Consider the following 18,650-nt stretch of genomic DNA (forward strand, 5'->3'; position numbering starts at 1 on the left):
GGGTGTTCAGAGCGACTGCAGGTCGAGCATCACCTGGCGCGTGCGCAGCACAGGGGTGCCGAGATGATAGTGAAGCAGGCCCCGCAGCACGCCGCGCAGATCAGGCAGGCCGCGCGCGCAGGCATGCTGAAGCGCGATGGCGCTGCCGTGCTGCAGGGCGGCCTGCAGGCCGATCAGCACGTCGCCACTCAGCGTGCCCTCGCCCACGCGGGGCTGCGTGACTCCGGCCTCGGCCAGCAGGTCGTAGCGGCCGGTCGGTTCGACCGCCTCTTGCGTCAGCGTGACGAGGCTCAGGTCGGGCAGCACACCCAGTTCGCTCAGCAGGCTCAGCTCGAAGGCGCGCAGCGCGGCCTGGCTGCCGATCTCGCCATCGGCGCCGAGCATGGGCAGGGTCTGCGCATAGATGTCGAAGAGCGAGGGGTGCGGGTCTTGCCGGGCCAGCAGCTTCAGCAGCAGCTCGTTGAGGTAGAAGCCGCTGAAGAGCGCCGCACCGGTCAGCATGGCCGCGCCGCCGGCCCATTCGGCTCCGCGCAGGTTCATCACCTCGCCGGGGCTGTCGCCCGTGCCCTTGTCGGTCTTGGGCGGTCGGCCCAGGGACACCTGGATGCGCTGGAAGGGCAACAGCACCGAGCGCAGCTGAGAGTAGGGCCGCTTGGCCCCCTTGGCGACCACGGCCACGCGGCCGAGGTCGCGGGTGAACAGGTCGAGGACCAGGCTGGTCTCGCTCCAGTCGTAGCGGTGCAGCACATAGGCCGCGAGCGTGGTGGGCAGGCGCGGCGCGCGGGTCGTCGCCATGGACCGGGGTCGATGCGCGGCTGCGGCTTATTCGTAGCCGTAGGTGCGCAGGTGCTCTTCGGTGTCGGCCCATCCCGAACGCACCTTGACCCACAGCTCGAGGAAGACTTTCGCGTCCATCAGGCGTTCGAGATCCTGGCGGGCTTCGGAGCCGATGCGCTTCAGGCGCTCGCCCTCGTGGCCGATGATCATGCCCTTGTGCGCGTCGCGGTCCACCACGATGCAGGCGGCGATGCGGCGCAGGTTGCCTTCTTCTTCGAACTTCTCGATCACGACGGTCGATGTGTAGGGCAACTCGTCGCCCGTCAGGCGAAAGAGCTTCTCGCGGATCAACTCGCTGGCGAGGAAGCGCTCGCTGCGGTCGGTCAGCGCGTCTTCTTCATAGAACCACGGCTGCTCGGGCAGGTAGGGTTTGACGATGCCCAGCAGGCGCTGCACATCGGCTTCTTTCTTCGCGCTCAGCGGCACGAACTCGGCAAAGGCATGGCGCTCTTGCATGCCCTTGAGCCAGGGCAGCATCTCGGCGCGGCGCTGCACGGCGTCGAGCTTGTTGGCGACCAGGATCACCGGCTTGTCGCTGGGCATGAGCGCCAGCACCTTGGCATCGTCCAAGCCGAAGCGGCCGGCCTCGACGACGAACAGCACCACGTCCACATCGCCCAGCACGCCCTGCACGGTGCGGTTGAGGGTGCGGTTGAGCGGGGCGCTGTGCTTGGTCTGAAAGCCGGGCGTATCGACGAAGACGAACTGTGAATCCTCGACCGTGCGAATGCCGGTGATGCGGTGGCGTGTGGTCTGCGCCTTGGCCGAGGTGATGCTGACCTTCTGTCCCACCAAGGCGTTGAGCAGCGTGGATTTACCCACGTTCGGCCGCCCGACGATGGCGATCAGCCCGCAGCGCGGGCCGATCCCCTCCCCGTCATGCGAGGAAAGGTCGGAGCCGATGGGCTCACCCGGCTCGGCGCCGTCGGTGGCAGAAACGTCAGTCATGAAAAGAGGTGTGAAGAGAAAGGGTCAAGACCGCAGCGCACTGCCCGGCTTGTCGCTGGCCTTCAGGCCGGCCAGCATGCGTCGCGCGGCTTCTTGCTCGGCGACGCGGCGCGAGCGACCTTCGCCGGTTTCGGCAAGGCCCAGGGCCGGCACCGCGCATTCGACCTCGAAGGTCTGCGCATGTGCCTGCCCGCGCGTGGCCAGGATGCGGTAGGCCGGCACCGGGAGGCGACGCGCTTGCAACCACTCCTGCAACTCGGTTTTGGCGTCCTTGGCCCAGCTGTCCATGTCGGTGGTGGCGATCACTTCACCGAACAGGCGCCGCACCAGCGCGCTGGCGGGCTCGAAACCACCATCCAAGAAGGTAGCACCGATCACCGCTTCGAGCGCGTCCGCCAGAATCGACGGGCGCTGCGCCCCGCCGCCGCGGGCCTCGCCTTCGCTCAGGCGTAGCACCTCGGGCAAACCGACCAGAACCGCCACGCGGTGCAGGCTGTCTTCACGCACGAGGTGGGCCCGCACGCGGGTCAGGTCGCCTTCGTCGGACCCGGCGAAGCGCTCGAACAGCAGTCCGCTGATGGCCAGGCTCAAGACCGCATCGCCGAGGAATTCAAGCCGCTCGTTGTGGTCAGCCCCGAAGCTGCGGTGCGTGACCGCACGACTCAGCAACTCGGGCTGGTTGAAGCGGTACCCCAGGCGCTGCTGGAGTGTTGCGAGTCGGGCGTCCAAGCGTGTTGCGGTTCGGCTACTTGTCCGAACTGCCCTCGTACTTGATCAGCAGGTAGACCGGTGCCATCAGTTCGATCTCTTTGTCGTAGGCGAAGCGGATCACGACCTTGTCGTTGACTTTGGTGATCTCGAGATCGTTGCCCTTCAAGCTGGTGATCGAGTATTCGATCGACTTGCGACGTTCGAACGATGCCCTAATCTCGGGCACGGTGGTGACGCCCTCTGCGGCAATGTCCTTCACGGCCTTTTTGATGGTCAAGTATTCATTGACCGTCGGAACGACGCGCAAGAACACGAGCGCCAGAAAACCGATGACGATGGCCCAGAACAGCAGGCCGAACAGCGTGATGCCGCGCTGGTTGCGCAGGCGTCGAAGCTCCACGGTCATGAGGTCATGCTCCTTGTCGTGCTACCTTAGTTGAACGCGCCGATGCGGCTCAGGTTCCCGAGGTTCATCCACACGAAGAACGCCTTGCCGACGATGTTTTCATCGGGCACGAAGCCCCAGTAACGCGAATCTTGTGAGTGGTCCCGGTTGTCGCCCAGCATGAAGTAATGGCCGGGCGGCACCTTGCAGGTGACGCCTTCCGCACTGTAGCGGCAGTTTTCCTGGAAAGGAAACTGATGCAGCGGCCGCACCTCGGTCGCCTGCTGCCGGTTGACCAGAATGTGGTGGTCCACGCTGCCGAGCTTCTCGGTGAAGTGATCGAAGTAGCGTGCGCTCTCGTCGTCATAGAACTGGGCTTGCGGCTGGGTGGCCGTCGGCTCCCCATTCACATAGAGCTGCTGGTTGCGGTACGAGATCTCGTCACCAGGCACACCGACCACACGCTTGATGTAATCGATGCTCGGGTTGGCGGGGTAGCGAAACACCATCACGTCACCACGCTGCGGGTCGTTGACCTCGATGATCTTCTTGTTGATCACCGGCAGGCGCACGCCGTAGTGGTACTTGTTCACGAGAATCAAGTCGTTGACCAGCAGCGTCGGCACCATCGAGCCCGACGGGATCTTGAAGGGCTCGAACAGAAACGAGCGCAGCAAAAAGACCACCAAGATCACCGGAAAAAGCCCCGCCGTCCAGTCCAGCCACCACGGCTGCATCAGCAGGCGGCCACGCGCTTCGGCGATGTCGCCATCGACCTTGACGATGCCCTGCTTGGCCAGTTGCTCGCGGCGCTCGGAGTCTTGTCGCTCCAGCTCCGCGACGGACGATTGCCGTTTCGGCGCGAAGTAGAAGCGCTCGGCCAACCAGTAAGCGAAGGTGACGACGCTCAGGATGAATAGCAGCAGCGAGAAATTGCCTGTCCACTTGCCGAGGTACCAACCCCCAAGATACACCGCGAGGCACGCGTAGAGCAAACCGGTCAGAGAACCCATCAGTCGTCCACTTGCAGGATGGCCAGGAACGCTTCCTGCGGCACCTCGACGGAGCCGATCTGTTTCATGCGTTTCTTGCCGGCCTTTTGTTTTTCGAGGAGCTTGCGCTTGCGGGTGATGTCACCGCCATAGCACTTCGCGATCACGTTCTTGCGAAGGGCTTTGATTGTCTCACGCGCGATGATGTTGGCCCCGATGGCCGCCTGCACCGCCACGTCGTACTGCTGGCGCGAAATCAGCTCGCGCATCTTGGCCACGACGGCACGGCTGCGGTACTGGCTCTGGGCCCGGTGGACGATGATCGACAGCGCGTCGACCTTGTCGCCGTTGAGCAGGATGTCGACCTTCACGACGTCGGAGCCGCGGTATTCCTTGAACTCGTAGTCCATCGAGGCATAGCCCCGCGACACGCTCTTCAGCTTGTCGAAGAAGTCGAGCACGATCTCGGCCAGCGGCATCTCGTAGGTGAGCATCACCTGGCGACCGTGGTAGGCCATGTTGATCTGGGTGCCGCGCTTCAGGTTGGCCAGCGTCATCACCGGGCCGACATAGTCCTGCGGCATGTAGAGGTGCACCGTGACGATGGGCTCACGGATCTCGCGGATGCGGCCCAGGTCGGGCATCTTCGACGGGTTCTCGACCTGCAGCACCTCGCCGTTGTTAAGTTCGACTTCGTAGACCACGCTCGGCGCGGTGGTGATGAGGTCCTGGTCGAACTCGCGTTCGAGCCGCTCCTGCACGATCTCCATGTGCAAGAGGCCCAAGAAGCCACAACGGAAACCAAAACCCAACGCCTGGCTCACCTCGGGCTCGTAACGCAGCGACGAGTCGTTGAGCTTCAGCTTTTCGAGCGCGTCGCGCAGTTGGTCGTACTCGCTGGCTTCGGTCGGGTACAGACCCGCGAACACCTGGGGCTGGATTTCCTTGAAACCCGGCAGCGCCTCGTCGGCGGGGCCGAGGTTGTTCGGCAGCTTCTTCTCCAACGTGATGGTGTCGCCCACCTTCGCCGCCTGCAGTTCCTTGATGCCGGCGATGACGAAACCCACCTCACCCGCGCGCAGAGCGTCGCGTGACAGCGACTTGGGCGTGAACACACCCAGTTGCTCGGCCCCGTAGACCGCGCCGGTGGCCATCATCTTGATGCGCTCACCCTTCTTGAGTTCGCCATCGACCACACGCACCAGCATCACCACGCCGACGTAGTTGTCGAACCACGAGTCGATGATCATCGCGCGCAGCGGCGCGTCGGGCTTGCCCTGCGGCGGAGGCATGCGGGCGATCACCGCTTCGAGGATGTCGTCGATGCCTTCGCCGGTCTTCGCGCTGCACGGAATGGCGTCCGCCGCGTCGATGCCGATCACGTCTTCGATCTCTTCTTTCGCGCGCGCCGGGTCTGCCTGCGGCAGATCCATCTTGTTGAGCACAGGGATCACGTGCACACCGAGGTCGAGCGCGGTGTAGCAGTTCGCCACCGTCTGCGCCTCTACGCCCTGGCTTGCGTCCACAACCAGCAGCGCGCCTTCGCAGGCCGACAGCGAGCGGCTGACTTCATAAGAGAAGTCCACGTGCCCCGGCGTGTCGATCAGGTTGAGCTGGTAGACCTGCCCGTTGCGGGCGGTGTAGGTCAGCGCAGCGGTCTGCGCCTTGATGGTGATGCCGCGCTCACGCTCGATGTCCATCGAGTCGAGCACCTGGGCCTCCATCTCGCGGTCGCTCAGGCCGCCGCAACGTTGAATCAGTCGATCGGCGAGCGTCGATTTGCCGTGGTCGATGTGGGCAATGATGGAGAAGTTGCGGATGTGATCCATGGGGTCTTGCATCTGAGCGCTTCGATATGAGCCGCATCGAAGACGATGCATCGAAGGTCACTTCGCTTGCGCGGGTGAGACGGACTCAAGCCGTGCGATGAACAAAAAAAAGGCACGTCGAAAGATTGACGCGCCTTCCAACAAAAACGTATGGCAACTGCTTGTTGGGCCTTCATTGTAGCCAAAAGCACCCTGCTGAAAACCGCGCCGTTGCTTGATTTCTTGCCGTTGCGACTCGCCAACAGCAAAAACCATCCACAAGTTATCAACAAAGCACTGTGGGCAGCCTGGGGATACTTTGGCCGCTTGGCGACTGCCTTTGCAGACCGCCGGAAAGCTGCGTCAAAGAGCGCCGATTCTATGCGAGCGGCTGACGGAATCTCGGTAACACGGCAAAAATGTGTGCGCTCGCAAACTTAACTCGGACCGGTGCACCTCCCTGTGTCAGGGCTGAAGATTTCACATTGCAGAAAGTCCGACCGCCCCACTCAGCCGTCACGGCGGGACGGCCACCACCCGCGCATCACTTCACTTGATGACAGGGATGCGGACAAACTGCGCCCAATTGCCACGCAGGACGGTCACCGACAACGGCTTCGTGCGATCGGCCTTCGCCAAGATGGCTTCGAACTGCTTCACATCGGGCACCTCGGTCGTGCCCACCGCGAGGATCACATCACCGACGCGCATGCCGACTGCCTCGGCCCCGGCTGCGACCGCCGTCACCCGTACGCCGCCCAGACCGCGCAAGGCCTGGCGGTCGCTGTCGCGCAGGTTCGCCACAGTCAGACCCCAGGTCTTGGCCACGTTCGATCCGCGCGGCTCACCGTTCTCGGGCGTCGCGCCGCGTTCGTTCGCAGCGGTGTTCACCGGCAGTTCGCCAAGCGTGGCCTTGAACTCCATCATCTTGCCGCGCCGGTTGACCTGAAGCGCCACCGGCGAACCGGGCTTGATCGCCCCGAGCGTGCGGCGCAGTTCTGCCGCGCTGTCGATGCCGCGGCCGTTCACCGAGATGATCACGTCACCGGGGCGGATGCCCGCCTTGTCGCCCGGAGCGTCGGGGACCACCTCGCGCACGAACGCGCCCTTGAACTTGCTCTTGTTGAGGCCGTACTCCTCGGCCAGTTCGCGCGGCGGCACATCGACCGGCAGGATGCCGAGGTATCCGCGCACCACGCGCCCACCCGACTTCAGCTGATCGGCGATGCGCATCGCTTCGTCGATGGGGATGGCGAACGACACGCCGATGAAGCTGCCGACCGGGCTGAGGATCTGCGAGTTGATGCCGACCGCTTCGCCGCGGATGTTGATCAGCGGACCGCCGGAGTTGCCCGGGTTCACCGCCACGTCGGTCTGGATGAACGGCACGTCGGAGCCCGTCTCACGCGCCTTGCCGCTGACGATGCCAGCAGTGACGCTGTTCTCCAGTCCGAACGGCGAGCCGATCGCCACCACCCACTCGCCGACGCGCAGCTTGCTGGCGTCTCCGATTTTCAGCACCGGCAGGCTGCTGGCTTCGATCTTCACCAGGGCCACATCGGTGCGCTCGTCGGCACCAAGAATCTTGGCCTTGAATTCGCGTTTGTCGGTGAGCGTGACGTAGACCTCGCTCGCGCCCTCGATCACGTGCGCATTCGTCAGCACATGACCGTCGGCACTGATGATGAAACCCGAGCCCTCGCCCCGGCGCACTTCTTCACCGGGCTGCGCCGGGTTTTGCCGGCGGAACAAAGGATTGCGCGGCTGTTCCAGCACGCGCTCGGTGGTGCGGATGTTGACCACCGCCGGCCCCACGCGCTCGACCAGGTCGGCGAAGTCGGGCAGTTCGCGCAGCTGGGCGCGGGCAGTTTGCGGCAGCGCGACCAGCAGCAAGGACAGCACCGCAGCCCCAATCGCAACGGCGGCACGGCGACCGATGACACCCCACGGCAACATGGCGCGCGAAGCAGGCAAGCTGGACAACATAGAAACCTCGGTTGGGAATCAATCAGAAAACCGCGATCTTGCCGCGCCAGGGCTTTGGGCCCTTTGGCCGCACGGCAGCGAGACGCTACTTCTTGCGCTCAAGCCCTTGAGAGAACTGCCGCAAGGTCGGCGCCGGCACGTCACCCATCACGGTGATCCACCAGTCGCCGTGCCGACGCATGAGGGTCTGCGTGGCGCCGATGGCAGCCGCCATGGGGCGCGAATGCCGTTCGGCGTTGTAGGGCTCGATGAAGATCGACACATAAGTCAGCCCGTCGGAATAGACGGTCTGCAGCATCTGCGCTTCGGGGGATGCGGCCGACGCTTGCTGCGACAACGGCCCGTCGAACGGCCGCTTGGTGCAGCTCACGAGCTTGAAGCCAGGCACGCCGACTTTCAAGCTCCAACCCTCGGCTTCGAGCCGGGTCGGCACCAGAGCGGGCTTGAGCACACGGTAACCATCGAGCTTCTTCAGCGGCTGCACCACCAGATCGAACTGCGGCTTGACGCCGATGCTCACCTCCGAGAACGCCGACGATTCCAGCACCTCATGCCGCTCGTTGAGCACCTCGGTGCGCAGCAACAAGCCGCTGGCCTGATCGACCCACAGCCGATGGCCGTAGCGATGCGCATCCTTGGGCTTGAGCACGAGCACCTGGGACTCGCGCCCCGCCACCCGCTCGACGCCGTTGAGCAGCTTCATGTCGTAGAAGTCAGGGATGCGATCCGCCCCGCGCTGCAGCACGCCCGGGAACGAACTCACGCCCTCGCGCTGCTCGACCATTGCCACCTTGTTCTGCGGCCACACGGTGTGCACCACGTCGTTCTGGCGAAACACGTGGCGCATCTGGCCTTCGAGCGAGTCGATGCGCTCGTACTGGTCGTTGCCGTCACAGAAATGGGCGATGCGCGAGCTGGCCACCGTGCCGCCCGCGCTGACGACCACCGTGCCCTGGTAGTTGCGCTTGTTGGCGGCGTCGTGGATGCGGGTCAGCCACGCGCGCGCTTCGCGGGCCTCGACGAACGGGTCGCCATTGGCCGCCGATGCCCCCTGGGCACCCGCGGGAAGCGGCGCGAACGCGATCACCGCGCAAGCCAGTGCGACGAACGGAAAACGGATTCGCATGGGCGCGGGGCCGCGAAACTCAGCGGCCCGTGCCATCGGCGGCGGCACTGCGCAGGAAGCCCGACGGCACGCCCGGCGCCGAACTGCCGCCGAACTTCTTGTGGGCGGCCAGGTACTGGTCCAGCCGCGCGTCTCGAATGAGCCGCCCGTTCAGCACCACAGCCTGCGGTTCTTCGCCCGAAGCCGACGCCGCCGCCGTAGCACTCACAACCTGCAGACCCGGCGCCACGGCCGGTTGACCCTGGGCCAGCGTCGGATCGCCCGCGAGCGGCGGGCCAAACTGGGTGACGGCCACGACACCGACCACCGCCACGAAGCCGGCAGCCACAGCCATCGACCCAGCCCAGAGGCGGCGACGCGCCGGCGCAGCAGCGTCCAGCGGCGCGTCGGATTGCTCGGGCGCGAGCACCACCGGCTCTTGCGCCAGGCGGTCACGCAACGCCGCAAGGAACTGGGCGTCGCGACCCGGTCGGCTCGCCAGTTCATCGGAGCGCAGCACATCACCGATCAACTGGTACGCATGCCAGGTCGATCGGGACGAGGCCTCGTCACGCCACTGCGCGCACGCGCGCTGCACTTCGGACGCTTCGAGTTCGCCATCGACCAGCGCCGAAAGGCGCTCACCGGCGGGCAGGCTGCTGTCAGTCCACTGCGACATGACCATCTCCAAGACACAAACACTGAATGCGAGAACAGCGCATCACCAACGCTCCCCTTCGCGGGTATCCAGCAAGGGTCGCAAACGCTGGGCAATCGCCTCGCGTGCACGAAAGATTCTGGAGCGAACCGTGCCGATCGGGCAGTTCATGACCTCCGCGATCTCGTCGTAGCTCAAGCCTTCGATCTCGCGCAGGGTGATCGCCTGCCGCAAGTCCTCGGACAAATCCTCGATCGCGGAGTTCACGGCGGCGGCGATTTCCTTGCTCGCCAGCACAGCGTCGGGCGTTTCGCCGTCTGTTAGTTCGTTCTCTACCCGGGAAGTTTCGTCGTCGTCATCGCGGCTGGCGCGTGCGGATTCCGTCACGATCGGATCGCGTTTCAAGTCGACCAGTGCCTTCTTGGCCGTGTTGACGGCGATGCGGTAGAGCCAGGTGTAGAAGGCGCTGTCCCCACGGAACTGGGGGATGGCCCGGTAAGCGCGGATGAAAGTTTCCTGGGCGATGTCTTGCACCAGGTCCACGTCGCGCACCATGCGGCCGATCAAGCGCTCGATGCGCCGCTGGTACTTGACCACCAGCATCTCGAACGCCTTGACGTCCCCCCGCTTGACGCGTTCGATCAGCGGGGCATCGGCGTCGGTCGAGGTCATTCAGGCGTGGAGGTCTCTGCTCGGCGGCAAGGTGGAAGGGGGCGAAGGCCGCGGAAATATACCGTACAGCGCAACGCATGCCAGTGTGTCTCATGCCCTGAACGCTGGATGGGCAACCAGCGGCTGCGCCAGTGTTTCGAGACCGGCCCGGCCTCGGCGTCGATCAGTTGCAGCAGCAACCAGGCCCCGATGTCCCAGGCGACCACGACCCGACCCGGGTGCGGCTCGAAGCCCCGCGAACTCGCCGGGCCCCAATGCCAGCACTGGCTGTCCCAGCGCAGGCTGGTGGGGCGCATCGCCCGTCGCATCCACAACAGCAGGACGACCACCAACACCCCGGCGGACAACGCCGCCGCCGTGGCCCAGGCCGGACGCCAAACCACGGCCGCCGGCAACCACAGCGCGACGCCCGCGAGCGTCACCGCCACCAGCAACGCGCCAGCGGCGCGCCACTGGCCAAACGACTCGACGGTGATCTGGAACGGCGGGGCCGCGCGCATGCCGGCCCTCGCCGGGGCCGATCAGGCCCGCTTGAAGACCAAGGTGCCGTTGGTACCGCCGAAGCCGAAGTTGTTCTTCACGGCGTATTCGATCTTCATCTCGCGCGCCTGGTTGGCGCAGTAGTCCAGGTCGCACTCCGGATCCTGGTTGAAGATGTTGATCGTCGGTGGCGAAATCTGGTGGTGCACCGCCAGCGTGGTGAACACCGACTCGATGCCGCCCGCGCCACCCAGCAGGTGGCCGGTCATCGACTTGGTCGAGTTCACGACCAGCTTCTTGGCGTGGTCGCCAAAGGCCAGCTTGATCGCGTTGGATTCGTTGACGTCGCCCAGCGGCGTCGAGGTGCCGTGCGCGTTGAGGTACTGCACCTGATCGGCGTTGATGCCGGCATTGCGCAGCGCCGCCTTCATCGACCGCTTCGGGCCATCGACGTTGGGGGCGGTCATGTGGAAAGCGTCGGCGCCCATGCCGAAGCCCGACAGTTCGGCGTAGATCTTGGCGCCGCGGCGCTTGGCGTGTTCGTACTCTTCAAGCACCAGCACGCCAGCGCCTTCGCCCAGCACGAAGCCGTCGCGGTCCTTGTCCCAGGGACGCGAGGCCGTGGCGGGGTCGTCGTTGCGCGTCGAGAGCGCCCGTGCGGCCGCGAAGCCGCCGATGCCCAGCGGTGACACCGTGGACTCGGCACCGCCGGCGATCATCACGTCGGCGTCGCCGTACTCGATGAGACGCCCGGCTTCGCCGATGCAATGCAGCCCGGTCGTGCACGCGGTGACGATCGAGAGGTTCGGGCCTTGGAAGCCGTACTTGATCGACACGTGGCCCGAGATCATGTTGATGATCGAGGCCGGCACGAAGAAGGGCGACACGCGGCGTGGGCCGCGCGCCATCAGTTCGGCGTGTGTTTCTTCGATCAGCGGCAAACCGCCGATGCCCGACCCCACCAGGCAGCCGATGCGCTCGGCCTGTTCTTCGCTGAGCGCATCGCCGGTGGGCAGACCCGAGTCTTTCACCGCCTGCATGGACGCCGCCAATCCGTAATGGATGAAGGTGTCCATGTGGCGGGCTTCTTTGGCGGGGATGTAATCCTCGATGTTGAAGCCCTTCACCTCGCCAGCGAACTGGCAAGCGAGGTTCGACGCATCGAACTTCGTGACGGTGGCAATGCCGGAGCGACCGGCCAGAAGGTTGGTCCAGCCTTCGCCCACCGTGTTACCGACGGGGCTGATCAGGCCGAGCCCGGTGACGACAACGCGGCGACGGGTCATGCGCAAACGGGAAAAGAAGTGAGGGGGCGAGGCAAGAAGGCGCTCAGGCCTTCTGGTGCTTCACGGCGTAGTCGATCGCCAGTTGCACGGTCGTGATCTTCTCGGCTTCTTCGTCGGGGATCTCGATGCCGAACTCGTCTTCGAGGGCCATCACCAGTTCGACGGTGTCGAGCGAATCAGCGCCCAGATCAGCCACGAAAGCCTTTTCATTGGTCACGTCGGCTTCGGGAACGCCGAGTTGTTCTGCAATGATCTTCTTGACGCGTGCTTCGATGTCGCTCATGAACTCCTCCTGGAGAGTTTGCTGAAAAGTAAGCCCGGGATTCTACGGCCTGCGAGGTGTCGTCTCGACGACCCCAAAGGCCACCCCATCGGGCAGGGAACCGGCGATGTGCCGGAAGAAAAACTCAGGGAAAACGCTGAATGCCAACCCTCAGCACATGAACATGCCGCCGTTGACGTGCAGTTCGGTGCCGGTGATGTAGCCCGCGTGGGGTGAAGCAAGAAACGCGACCGCGTGGGCGATGTCGGCCGCCTGGCCCAGCCGGCCGAGCGGGATCTGCTGCATCAGCGAGGCCGTTTGCTGCTCAGACAGCGCCTTGGTCATGTCGGTCTCGATGAAGCCCGGCGCGACGCAATTCACCGTGATGCCGCGGCTGCCCAGTTCGCGGGCCAGCGCACGCGTCATGCCCGCCACGCCGGCCTTGGCCGCCGCGTAGTTGGCCTGGCCGGGGTTGCCGCTCGCGCCGACCACCGAGGTGATGTTGACGATGCGGCCGTAACGCTGCTTCATCATCGGGCGCATCACGGCGCGGCTGGTGCGGAAGACGGCCTTGAGGTTGGTGTCGATCACCGCGTCCCATTCGTCGTCTTTCATCCGCATCGACAGGTTGTCGCGCGTGATGCCGGCGTTGTTGACCAGCACCTGCAAACCGCCGTGGGCCTTGAGGATGGCGTCGATGGCGGCGTCCACGCCGGCGGCGTCGTTGACATCGAGCGCGATGCCGCGGCCGCCGTAGGCGCCGAGCGCGTCACCGATCGAGGCCGCCCCCGACTCGGTGGTGGCGGTGCCGATGACCGTCATGCCCTGCTGCGCCAGCGTCAGCGCGATGGCGCGGCCGATGCCGCGCGAGGCGCCGGTCACGAGGGCGACCTGGCCTTTGGTTTGGATCTCGCTCATGCCAACAGTCCTTTCGTTTCGGCCAGCGACGCCGGATCGAACACGTTCAGCGCGACGGCTTCGGCGTCGATGCGCTTGACCATGCCGGCCAGCACCTTGCCCGGGCCGCATTCGACGATGTGGGTGATGCCCCGTGCGCGAATCGCCTGCACCGTCTCGACCCAGCGGACCGGTCCGAAAGCTTGGCGGTACAGGGCGTCGCGAATGGCCGCCGGGTCAGTTTGCGTGGCCACATCGATGTTGTTGATGACAGGAATGACCGGCGTTTGAATCGCCACACCGGCAAGACGCTCTTTCAGCCGCTCGGCGGCCGGCTTCATGAGGCTCGAATGGAAGGGCGCCGACACCGGCAGCGGCAGCGCACGCTTGGCGCCGTTGGCCTTCAGCAGTTCGCAGGCGCGCTCGACGCCGAGCTTGGTGCCGGCGATCACGGTCTGCTTGGCATCGTTGAAGTTCACGGCTTCGACCGGCTCGCCGCAGGCGACCGCGGCTTCGGCACACCCAGCCTTCACCGCGTCAGCGTCGAGCCCGAGGATGGCCGCCATCGCGCCCACGCCCACCGGCACAGCCTCTTGCATGGCCTGCGCGCGAAAGCGCACCAAGGGCAGCGCCTCGGCCAGCGTCAGCGAGCCCGCCGCGACCAGGGCGGTGTACTCGCCGAGCGAATGACCCGCCACGACCGCCGGCTGGGCGCCGGTTTCGGCCAGCCAGGCGCGCAGGCAGGCGACCGCTGCCGTCAGCATCACGGGCTGGGTGTTGGTGGTGAGGTCCAGCGCTTCCTTGGGGCCGGTGGCGATGAGCTGGGCCACGTCTTCACCCAATGCCTGCGAGGCTTCGACCAGCGTGTCGCGCACAGCGGCATGGTCGCCCCAGGCGTTGAGCATGCCCACGGCCTGCGAGCCCTGGCCCGGAAAGACAAATGCGAACGGGGTCATGGTTTGTCTCGGTCTTTGTTCGGATGTTTTTTCGAAGGGGCCGCGTCGCCTCGGTCACGGGCCTCGGCGCTGCACCCCGCGACTGCGCGGCGTCAGAAGTCCAGCAGCACCGCGCCCCAGGTGAAACCACCGCCCACGCCTTCGAGCATGACGGTGTCGCCGCGCCGGACTTTCCCGCTGCGCACCGACGCGTCAAGCGCCAGCGGAATGGACGCGGCCGAGGTGTTGCCGTGTTCGTCCACGGTGACGATGAGCTTGTCGAGCGGCAGCTTCAACTTCTTGGCCGTGCTGTGCATGATGCGAATGTTGGCCTGGTGCGGAATGAGCCAGTCGATGTCGGCCTCGCTGCGGCCGGCTTTTTCAAGCACCGAGCGCGCCACGCCTTCGAGCACCCCGACCGCCAGCTTGAACACGGCTTGGCCGTCCATGCGCAGGAACGGGTCGCCGAGGATGCTGCCATTGGCAATGCTGCCGGCTGTGCACAAGATGTCGGCATGCCGACCATCGGCGTGCAACTCGGTGGCCAGGATGCCGGGCTTGTCGCTCGCTTCGAGCACCACGGCGCCGGCGCCGTCTCCGAACAGCACGCAGGTCGTGCGGTCCTGGAAGTCGAGCAAGCGCGAGAACACCTCGGCGCCGATGACCAGCGCCTTGCGGGCCGAGCCCGAGCGGATCATCGAATCGGCCACCGTCAGCGCGTAGACGAAACCCGAGCACACGGCCTGCACGTCCATCGCAGCGCTGCCATACACGCCCAGCTTGCGCTGCACGATGCAGGCGGTCGACGGGAACACCATGTCGGGCGTCGAGGTCGCGACGATGATGAGGTCGATCTGATCGGCGCCGACCTGCGCAGCGGTCAGGGCTTCACGCGCGGCCTCGACGGCGAGGTCACTGCACGCCACGCCCGCATCAGCGAAGCGCCGCGCACGGATGCCGGTGCGCTCGACGATCCACTCATCAGACGTTTCGACACCTTGCGCGGCCAGTTGCGCGGCAAGGTCGGCATTGCTCAGGCGCTTCGGCGGCAGGTAGCTGCCCGTGCCGGTGATGCGCGAATAGCGGGGGTTGGGTGTGGAAGTCATGCAGCGAGGGCGTCGCCAGGCGGCGCGGTTTCAGACCCCTCGGGGTCGTCGTCGTTGCCGGGCAGTGCCTGCAACGAGTCGCGGATTCGGTCGTGGATGCGATCGAGCAAACGATTGCGGGCGGCATCATAAGCGCGATTGAGCGCGTGCTCGAACGCGAAGGCATCGGCCGAGCCATGCGCCTTGAACACCAGGCCACGCAGGCCCAGCAACGCCGCACCGCTGTAGCGGCGGTGGTCCACCCGCTTGGCGAAGTGCTTCAGCACGGGCATCGCGATCAATGCCGACAGCTTCGAGTACGCGTTGCGCTTGAACTCTTGCTTGATGAAGGTGATGAGCATGGTGGCCAGACCTTCCGAGGTCTTGAGCGCCACGTTGCCGACGAAGCCATCGCACACGACGATGTCGGTCGTGCCCTTGAAGATGTCGTTGCCTTCGACGTTGCCGTAGAAGTTCAGGTGGCCGGCGGCGCCCGCTGCGCGCAACAGTTCACCGGCTTGCTTGATGGTCTCGTTGCCCTTGATGACCTCTTCGCCGATGTTCAAGAGGCCGACCGTGGGCTCTTCAACGCCCTTCACGGCCGAAACGAAGGCGCTGCCGAGCACCGCGAACTGCAGCAGGTGTTCGGGCGAACAGCCGACGTTCGCACCCAGGTCGAGCACGGTGGTGAAACCGCCCTTCTGGTGCGGCATGTCGGCGGCCAAGGCGGGGCGCTCGATACCGGCGATGGTCTTGAGCACGTAGCGCGCCACGGCCATCAAGGCGCCGGTATTGCCGGCCGACACGCAGACGTGGGCCGCGTGGTCGGCGCCCTTCAACTGGTTCAGCGCAACCCGCATCGACGAGTCTTTTTTTCGGCGCATCGCCACTTCGACGGTGTCGTCCATCTCGACCACCTCGGTGGCCTCGACGACGCGGCAACGGGCGATGCCCCGCGCGGGAATCAGCGCATCGGCACGGCCGACCAGCACGACTTCGGCCTGAGGATGCGATTCGAGGAAGGCGCGCACCGCCGGCACGATGACCGCGGGACCGTGGTCGCCACCCATGGCATCGACGGCGACACGGATCACGCCCGAGGCAGGCTCAAGAACGCTCATGAAAACCGAGTGGAGATCAAACGAGGCTGCGCAAGCTGTGAACCACGGGGCACACCAGAAAAACGAACACCCGGCACTGGGAGCAACCCAAGCCGGGTGATGTCAGGATTTCAAGTGCCATGCCGTGGACGCGAAGCATCGCGCACAAGGCCCGGTTCGGCCGGAAGGCCGATCAGGCGTCGGCCTTGGTCTTGAGAACCTTGCGCCCACGGTAGAAACCGTTCGGGCTGATGTGGTGACGCAGATGCGTTTCGCCGGTGGTGGGTTCGATCGCGGTGCCCGGGGTGTTCAGGGCGTTGTGCGAGCGATGCATGCCACGCTTGGAGGGCGACTTCTTGTTTTGCTGGACGGCCATGAGGAATCTCCTAAGGTCCTGAACCTCTGAAACAACGTGCTCAGGAGCCAGGGGCGTGCCCGCAGGACGCAGGGGCACTCGGACGGAAAGCCGGCGATTCTAGCACGGCGACAGGCCCCGTCGGCACACAGCCGATGCCAATTGGGGATTTCAGTTCGGCAGATTCCCGCGCTTGAGCGCTGCCAGCGCCGCGAACGGATGCGGAGCCGCCTCTTCGACGGGCAGATCCTCTGGCACCGGCAAGGGCTCGGGGCAGACCTCATGGCGGGGCACCAGGGGCAGTTCGAGCAGCAATTCGTCTTCGATCAGTTCGGGCACGTCGAGTGCGCGGGTCAGCGCGAGCACGTCGTCTTCGCTTTCGGCGTCGAGCGCCTCGGCGGCGTCTTCGCCCGCCACAAAGAGGAAGGACCGCTCAACCTCGATCGGCGCCTCCACCGGTTTCAAGCAACGCTGGCACTGCAGGCGCACGGTAGTTTGGGCGCGCAGGTGCAGCCAGGTCTGCGTTTCGCCGCCACGCAGCGCGCGCAGTTCACCCGCGATGCGCCACTGGACGAGGTCGGCCTCGCCGGCGGGGGATTCGGACGCAAACGACTCGGCCAGCCGCTCCAGGCGGGCCATGGGCCAGGTGCCTTCCAACGGTTCCCCGGCCTTGGCGAAGGCCGCCACGTCGAGGTGATGGGGGTCAAAGCTTTTCATGCGCGCAAGTTTACGAGCCGGCCTCGCGGGGCCCGATGGGACAATTCCCGCATGCCCTCTCAACCGCCCCTCATCCTCGGTTCCACTTCGCGCTACCGCCGCGAATTGCTGGAGCGTCTGCGACTGCCCTTCACCGTGCAGTCGCCCCATGTGGACGAAACCCCGCACCCCGGCGAACGCCCCGCCGACCTGGCCTTACGCCTCGCGCTTGCCAAAGCCCAGGCCGTCGCCGCGCAACACCCGAACGCCGTCGTGATCGGCTCGGACCAGGTCGCTGACCTCGACGGCACACCCATCGGCAAACCAGGCACGCACGAGAACGCGGTGCGCCAGTTGCAGTCGATGCGCGGCCGGGCGGTGGTTTTTCAGACGGCCGTCGCCGTGGTGCGCCAGGACACCGGCTTCGCCCAGGTACAACTCGCGCCCGTGACGGTGCGCTTTCGCCAGCTCGGCGACGCCGAGATCGAGCACTACCTGCGCACCGAACAGCCCTACGACTGCGCCGGCAGCGCGAAGTCAGAAACCCTGGGCATCGCGCTCTTGAGCGCCATCGAGTCGGACGACCCCACGGCGCTCGTCGGCCTGCCGCTCATCCGCACCTGCGAGATGCTGCGAGAAGCCGGCCTGGACCCGCTCGCGTCATGACCACGCCCGGGCGCTTGTGGCTGGTGCCGAACACGCTGGACTTCGGCACCGCATCCACCGACGGGGATGTGCAGGCGGTGCTGCCGATGGGCGCCATCCGCACGGCCGCGCGCCTGACGCACTGGGTGGTCGAAAACGCGAAGACGACGCGCGCTTTTCTGAAACGCGTGGACGCGGTGGTGCCGCTGGCCCAACCTCTGCAAAGCCTGTCCATCGTCGAACTGCCCCGTGCACCCAAGGGCGCCAAAACGGCGCCGGTCGCCGACCTGAAGCCGCTGCTGCAAGCCGCACTCGATGGGCACGACATCGGGCTGCTGTCCGAAGCCGGGCTGCCGGCCGTGGCCGACCCGGGCGCCGCACTGGTGCAGGCCGCGCATGCGCTCGGTGTGGAGGTGATGCCGCTGTCCGGCCCCAGCTCGCTGGTGCTGGCGCTGGCTGCCAGCGGGCTCAACGGCCAGAGTTTTGCCTTCGTGGGCTACCTGCCCGTCGAGGCCCACGAGCGCAGCAAGCGCCTGAAAGAACTCGAGGCGCATTCACAGCGGTTCGGTCAGACGCAGTTGATGATCGAAACGCCCTACCGCAACGAGGCGCTGTGGGGCGCCCTGCTCGGGCAGTTGCGGCCCGACACCTGGCTGTCGGTCAGCTGCGGGCTGACGCTGCCGGACGGCTGGACCCGCACGCGCCGGGTGTCGGCGTGGCGCAGCACGCCGCTCGCTCTTCCGAAGGACGTGCCGGCGGTGTTCGCCTTCCTCGCGGGCTGAGCAGGGCCGGCCGCGGGGCCGCGCC

Annotated in this window: 21 protein-coding genes; 2 read left to right on the plus strand and 19 right to left on the minus strand. The window is 65.8% G+C overall.

Features of this window, described 5'->3' with window-relative positions; all coding sequences use genetic code 11:
- Window positions 1-6: 6 nt before the first annotated feature.
- The 19 genes from recO to AC1KAT_RS11475 form a co-directional block, all read right to left on the minus strand.
- Window positions 7-795 carry a DNA repair protein RecO gene (recO, locus tag AC1KAT_RS11385; protein WP_480325881.1) on the minus strand — a complete coding sequence of 263 codons (789 nt, stop codon included), beginning with the start codon at window positions 793-795 and terminating at the stop codon, window positions 7-9.
- 27 nt (window positions 796-822) lie between these two features.
- Window positions 823-1,785 carry a GTPase Era gene (gene era, locus AC1KAT_RS11390; RefSeq protein ID WP_480325883.1) on the minus strand — a complete coding sequence of 321 codons (963 nt, stop codon included), beginning with the start codon at window positions 1,783-1,785 and terminating at the stop codon, window positions 823-825.
- Window positions 1,786-1,809: 24 nt separating this feature from the next.
- Entirely contained in the window at window positions 1,810-2,514 is a 705-nt protein-coding gene (gene rnc / locus AC1KAT_RS11395; protein WP_480325885.1) for a ribonuclease III, read from the minus strand.
- 16 nt (window positions 2,515-2,530) lie between these two features.
- Window positions 2,531-2,902: a DUF4845 domain-containing protein gene (locus AC1KAT_RS11400; protein ID WP_480325887.1), complete on the minus strand. Its 372-nt coding sequence runs from the start codon at window positions 2,900-2,902 to the stop codon at window positions 2,531-2,533.
- 26 nt (window positions 2,903-2,928) lie between these two features.
- The gene (lepB, locus tag AC1KAT_RS11405; protein ID WP_480325889.1) at window positions 2,929-3,894 is read right to left on the minus strand and encodes a signal peptidase I; all 966 of its coding nucleotides are present in this window, start codon (window positions 3,892-3,894) and stop codon (window positions 2,929-2,931) included.
- The gene (gene lepA, locus AC1KAT_RS11410; protein WP_480325891.1) at window positions 3,894-5,702 is read right to left on the minus strand and encodes a translation elongation factor 4; all 1,809 of its coding nucleotides are present in this window, start codon (window positions 5,700-5,702) and stop codon (window positions 3,894-3,896) included. Before lepA ends, lepB begins: the two co-directional genes overlap by 1 nt.
- A gap of 528 nt (window positions 5,703-6,230) precedes the next feature.
- Complete coding sequence (locus tag AC1KAT_RS11415) at window positions 6,231-7,583, minus strand: Do family serine endopeptidase (protein ID WP_480325893.1); 1,353 nt, start codon at window positions 7,581-7,583, stop codon at window positions 6,231-6,233.
- Between the two features lie 169 nt (window positions 7,584-7,752).
- Complete coding sequence (locus tag AC1KAT_RS11420) at window positions 7,753-8,793, minus strand: MucB/RseB C-terminal domain-containing protein (protein WP_480325895.1); 1,041 nt, start codon at window positions 8,791-8,793, stop codon at window positions 7,753-7,755.
- Between the two features lie 19 nt (window positions 8,794-8,812).
- Window positions 8,813-9,451, minus strand: a complete 639-nt coding sequence (locus AC1KAT_RS11425; protein WP_480325897.1) for a sigma-E factor negative regulatory protein — start codon at window positions 9,449-9,451, stop codon at window positions 8,813-8,815.
- Between the two features lie 42 nt (window positions 9,452-9,493).
- Entirely contained in the window at window positions 9,494-10,102 is a 609-nt protein-coding gene (gene rpoE / locus AC1KAT_RS11430) for an RNA polymerase sigma factor RpoE (protein WP_480325899.1), read from the minus strand.
- The gene (locus tag AC1KAT_RS11435; protein ID WP_480325901.1) at window positions 10,099-10,602 is read right to left on the minus strand and encodes a hypothetical protein; all 504 of its coding nucleotides are present in this window, start codon (window positions 10,600-10,602) and stop codon (window positions 10,099-10,101) included. The genes rpoE and AC1KAT_RS11435 overlap by 4 nt, the downstream gene beginning before the upstream one ends.
- 21 nt (window positions 10,603-10,623) lie before the next feature.
- Window positions 10,624-11,868: a beta-ketoacyl-ACP synthase II gene (gene fabF, locus AC1KAT_RS11440; protein WP_480325903.1), complete on the minus strand. Its 1,245-nt coding sequence runs from the start codon at window positions 11,866-11,868 to the stop codon at window positions 10,624-10,626.
- A 43-nt stretch (window positions 11,869-11,911) separates the two neighbouring features.
- A complete protein-coding gene (gene acpP, locus AC1KAT_RS11445; RefSeq protein ID WP_058936430.1) occupies window positions 11,912-12,151 on the minus strand; it encodes an acyl carrier protein in 240 nt (79 codons plus the stop codon).
- Window positions 12,152-12,301: 150 nt separating this feature from the next.
- Entirely contained in the window at window positions 12,302-13,048 is a 747-nt protein-coding gene (fabG, locus tag AC1KAT_RS11450) for a 3-oxoacyl-ACP reductase FabG (RefSeq protein ID WP_480325906.1), read from the minus strand.
- Window positions 13,045-13,983, minus strand: a complete 939-nt coding sequence (gene fabD, locus AC1KAT_RS11455; protein WP_480325908.1) for an ACP S-malonyltransferase — start codon at window positions 13,981-13,983, stop codon at window positions 13,045-13,047. The genes fabG and fabD overlap by 4 nt, the downstream gene beginning before the upstream one ends.
- Window positions 13,984-14,075: 92 nt before the next feature.
- The gene (locus AC1KAT_RS11460; protein WP_480325910.1) at window positions 14,076-15,068 is read right to left on the minus strand and encodes a beta-ketoacyl-ACP synthase III; all 993 of its coding nucleotides are present in this window, start codon (window positions 15,066-15,068) and stop codon (window positions 14,076-14,078) included.
- A complete protein-coding gene (gene plsX, locus AC1KAT_RS11465; RefSeq protein WP_480325912.1) occupies window positions 15,065-16,168 on the minus strand; it encodes a phosphate acyltransferase PlsX in 1,104 nt (367 codons plus the stop codon). The genes AC1KAT_RS11460 and plsX overlap by 4 nt, the downstream gene beginning before the upstream one ends.
- A 172-nt stretch (window positions 16,169-16,340) precedes the next feature.
- Window positions 16,341-16,523, minus strand: a complete 183-nt coding sequence (gene rpmF, locus AC1KAT_RS11470; RefSeq protein WP_480325914.1) for a 50S ribosomal protein L32 — start codon at window positions 16,521-16,523, stop codon at window positions 16,341-16,343.
- Between the two features lie 150 nt (window positions 16,524-16,673).
- Window positions 16,674-17,189, minus strand: coding sequence for a YceD family protein (locus AC1KAT_RS11475; RefSeq protein WP_480325916.1), 516 nt, complete (start codon window positions 17,187-17,189; stop codon window positions 16,674-16,676).
- Between the two features lie 81 nt (window positions 17,190-17,270).
- On the opposite strand from AC1KAT_RS11475, the gene AC1KAT_RS11480 reads away from it, so the two are divergent.
- Window positions 17,271-17,864: a Maf family nucleotide pyrophosphatase gene (locus AC1KAT_RS11480; protein ID WP_480325918.1), complete on the plus strand. Its 594-nt coding sequence runs from the start codon at window positions 17,271-17,273 to the stop codon at window positions 17,862-17,864.
- A complete protein-coding gene (locus AC1KAT_RS11485; protein ID WP_480325920.1) occupies window positions 17,861-18,625 on the plus strand; it encodes an SAM-dependent methyltransferase in 765 nt (254 codons plus the stop codon). Before AC1KAT_RS11480 ends, AC1KAT_RS11485 begins: the two co-directional genes overlap by 4 nt.
- Window positions 18,626-18,650: the final 25 nt, after the last annotated feature.

The organism is Piscinibacter sp. PDB5-1, from assembly GCF_056676035.1.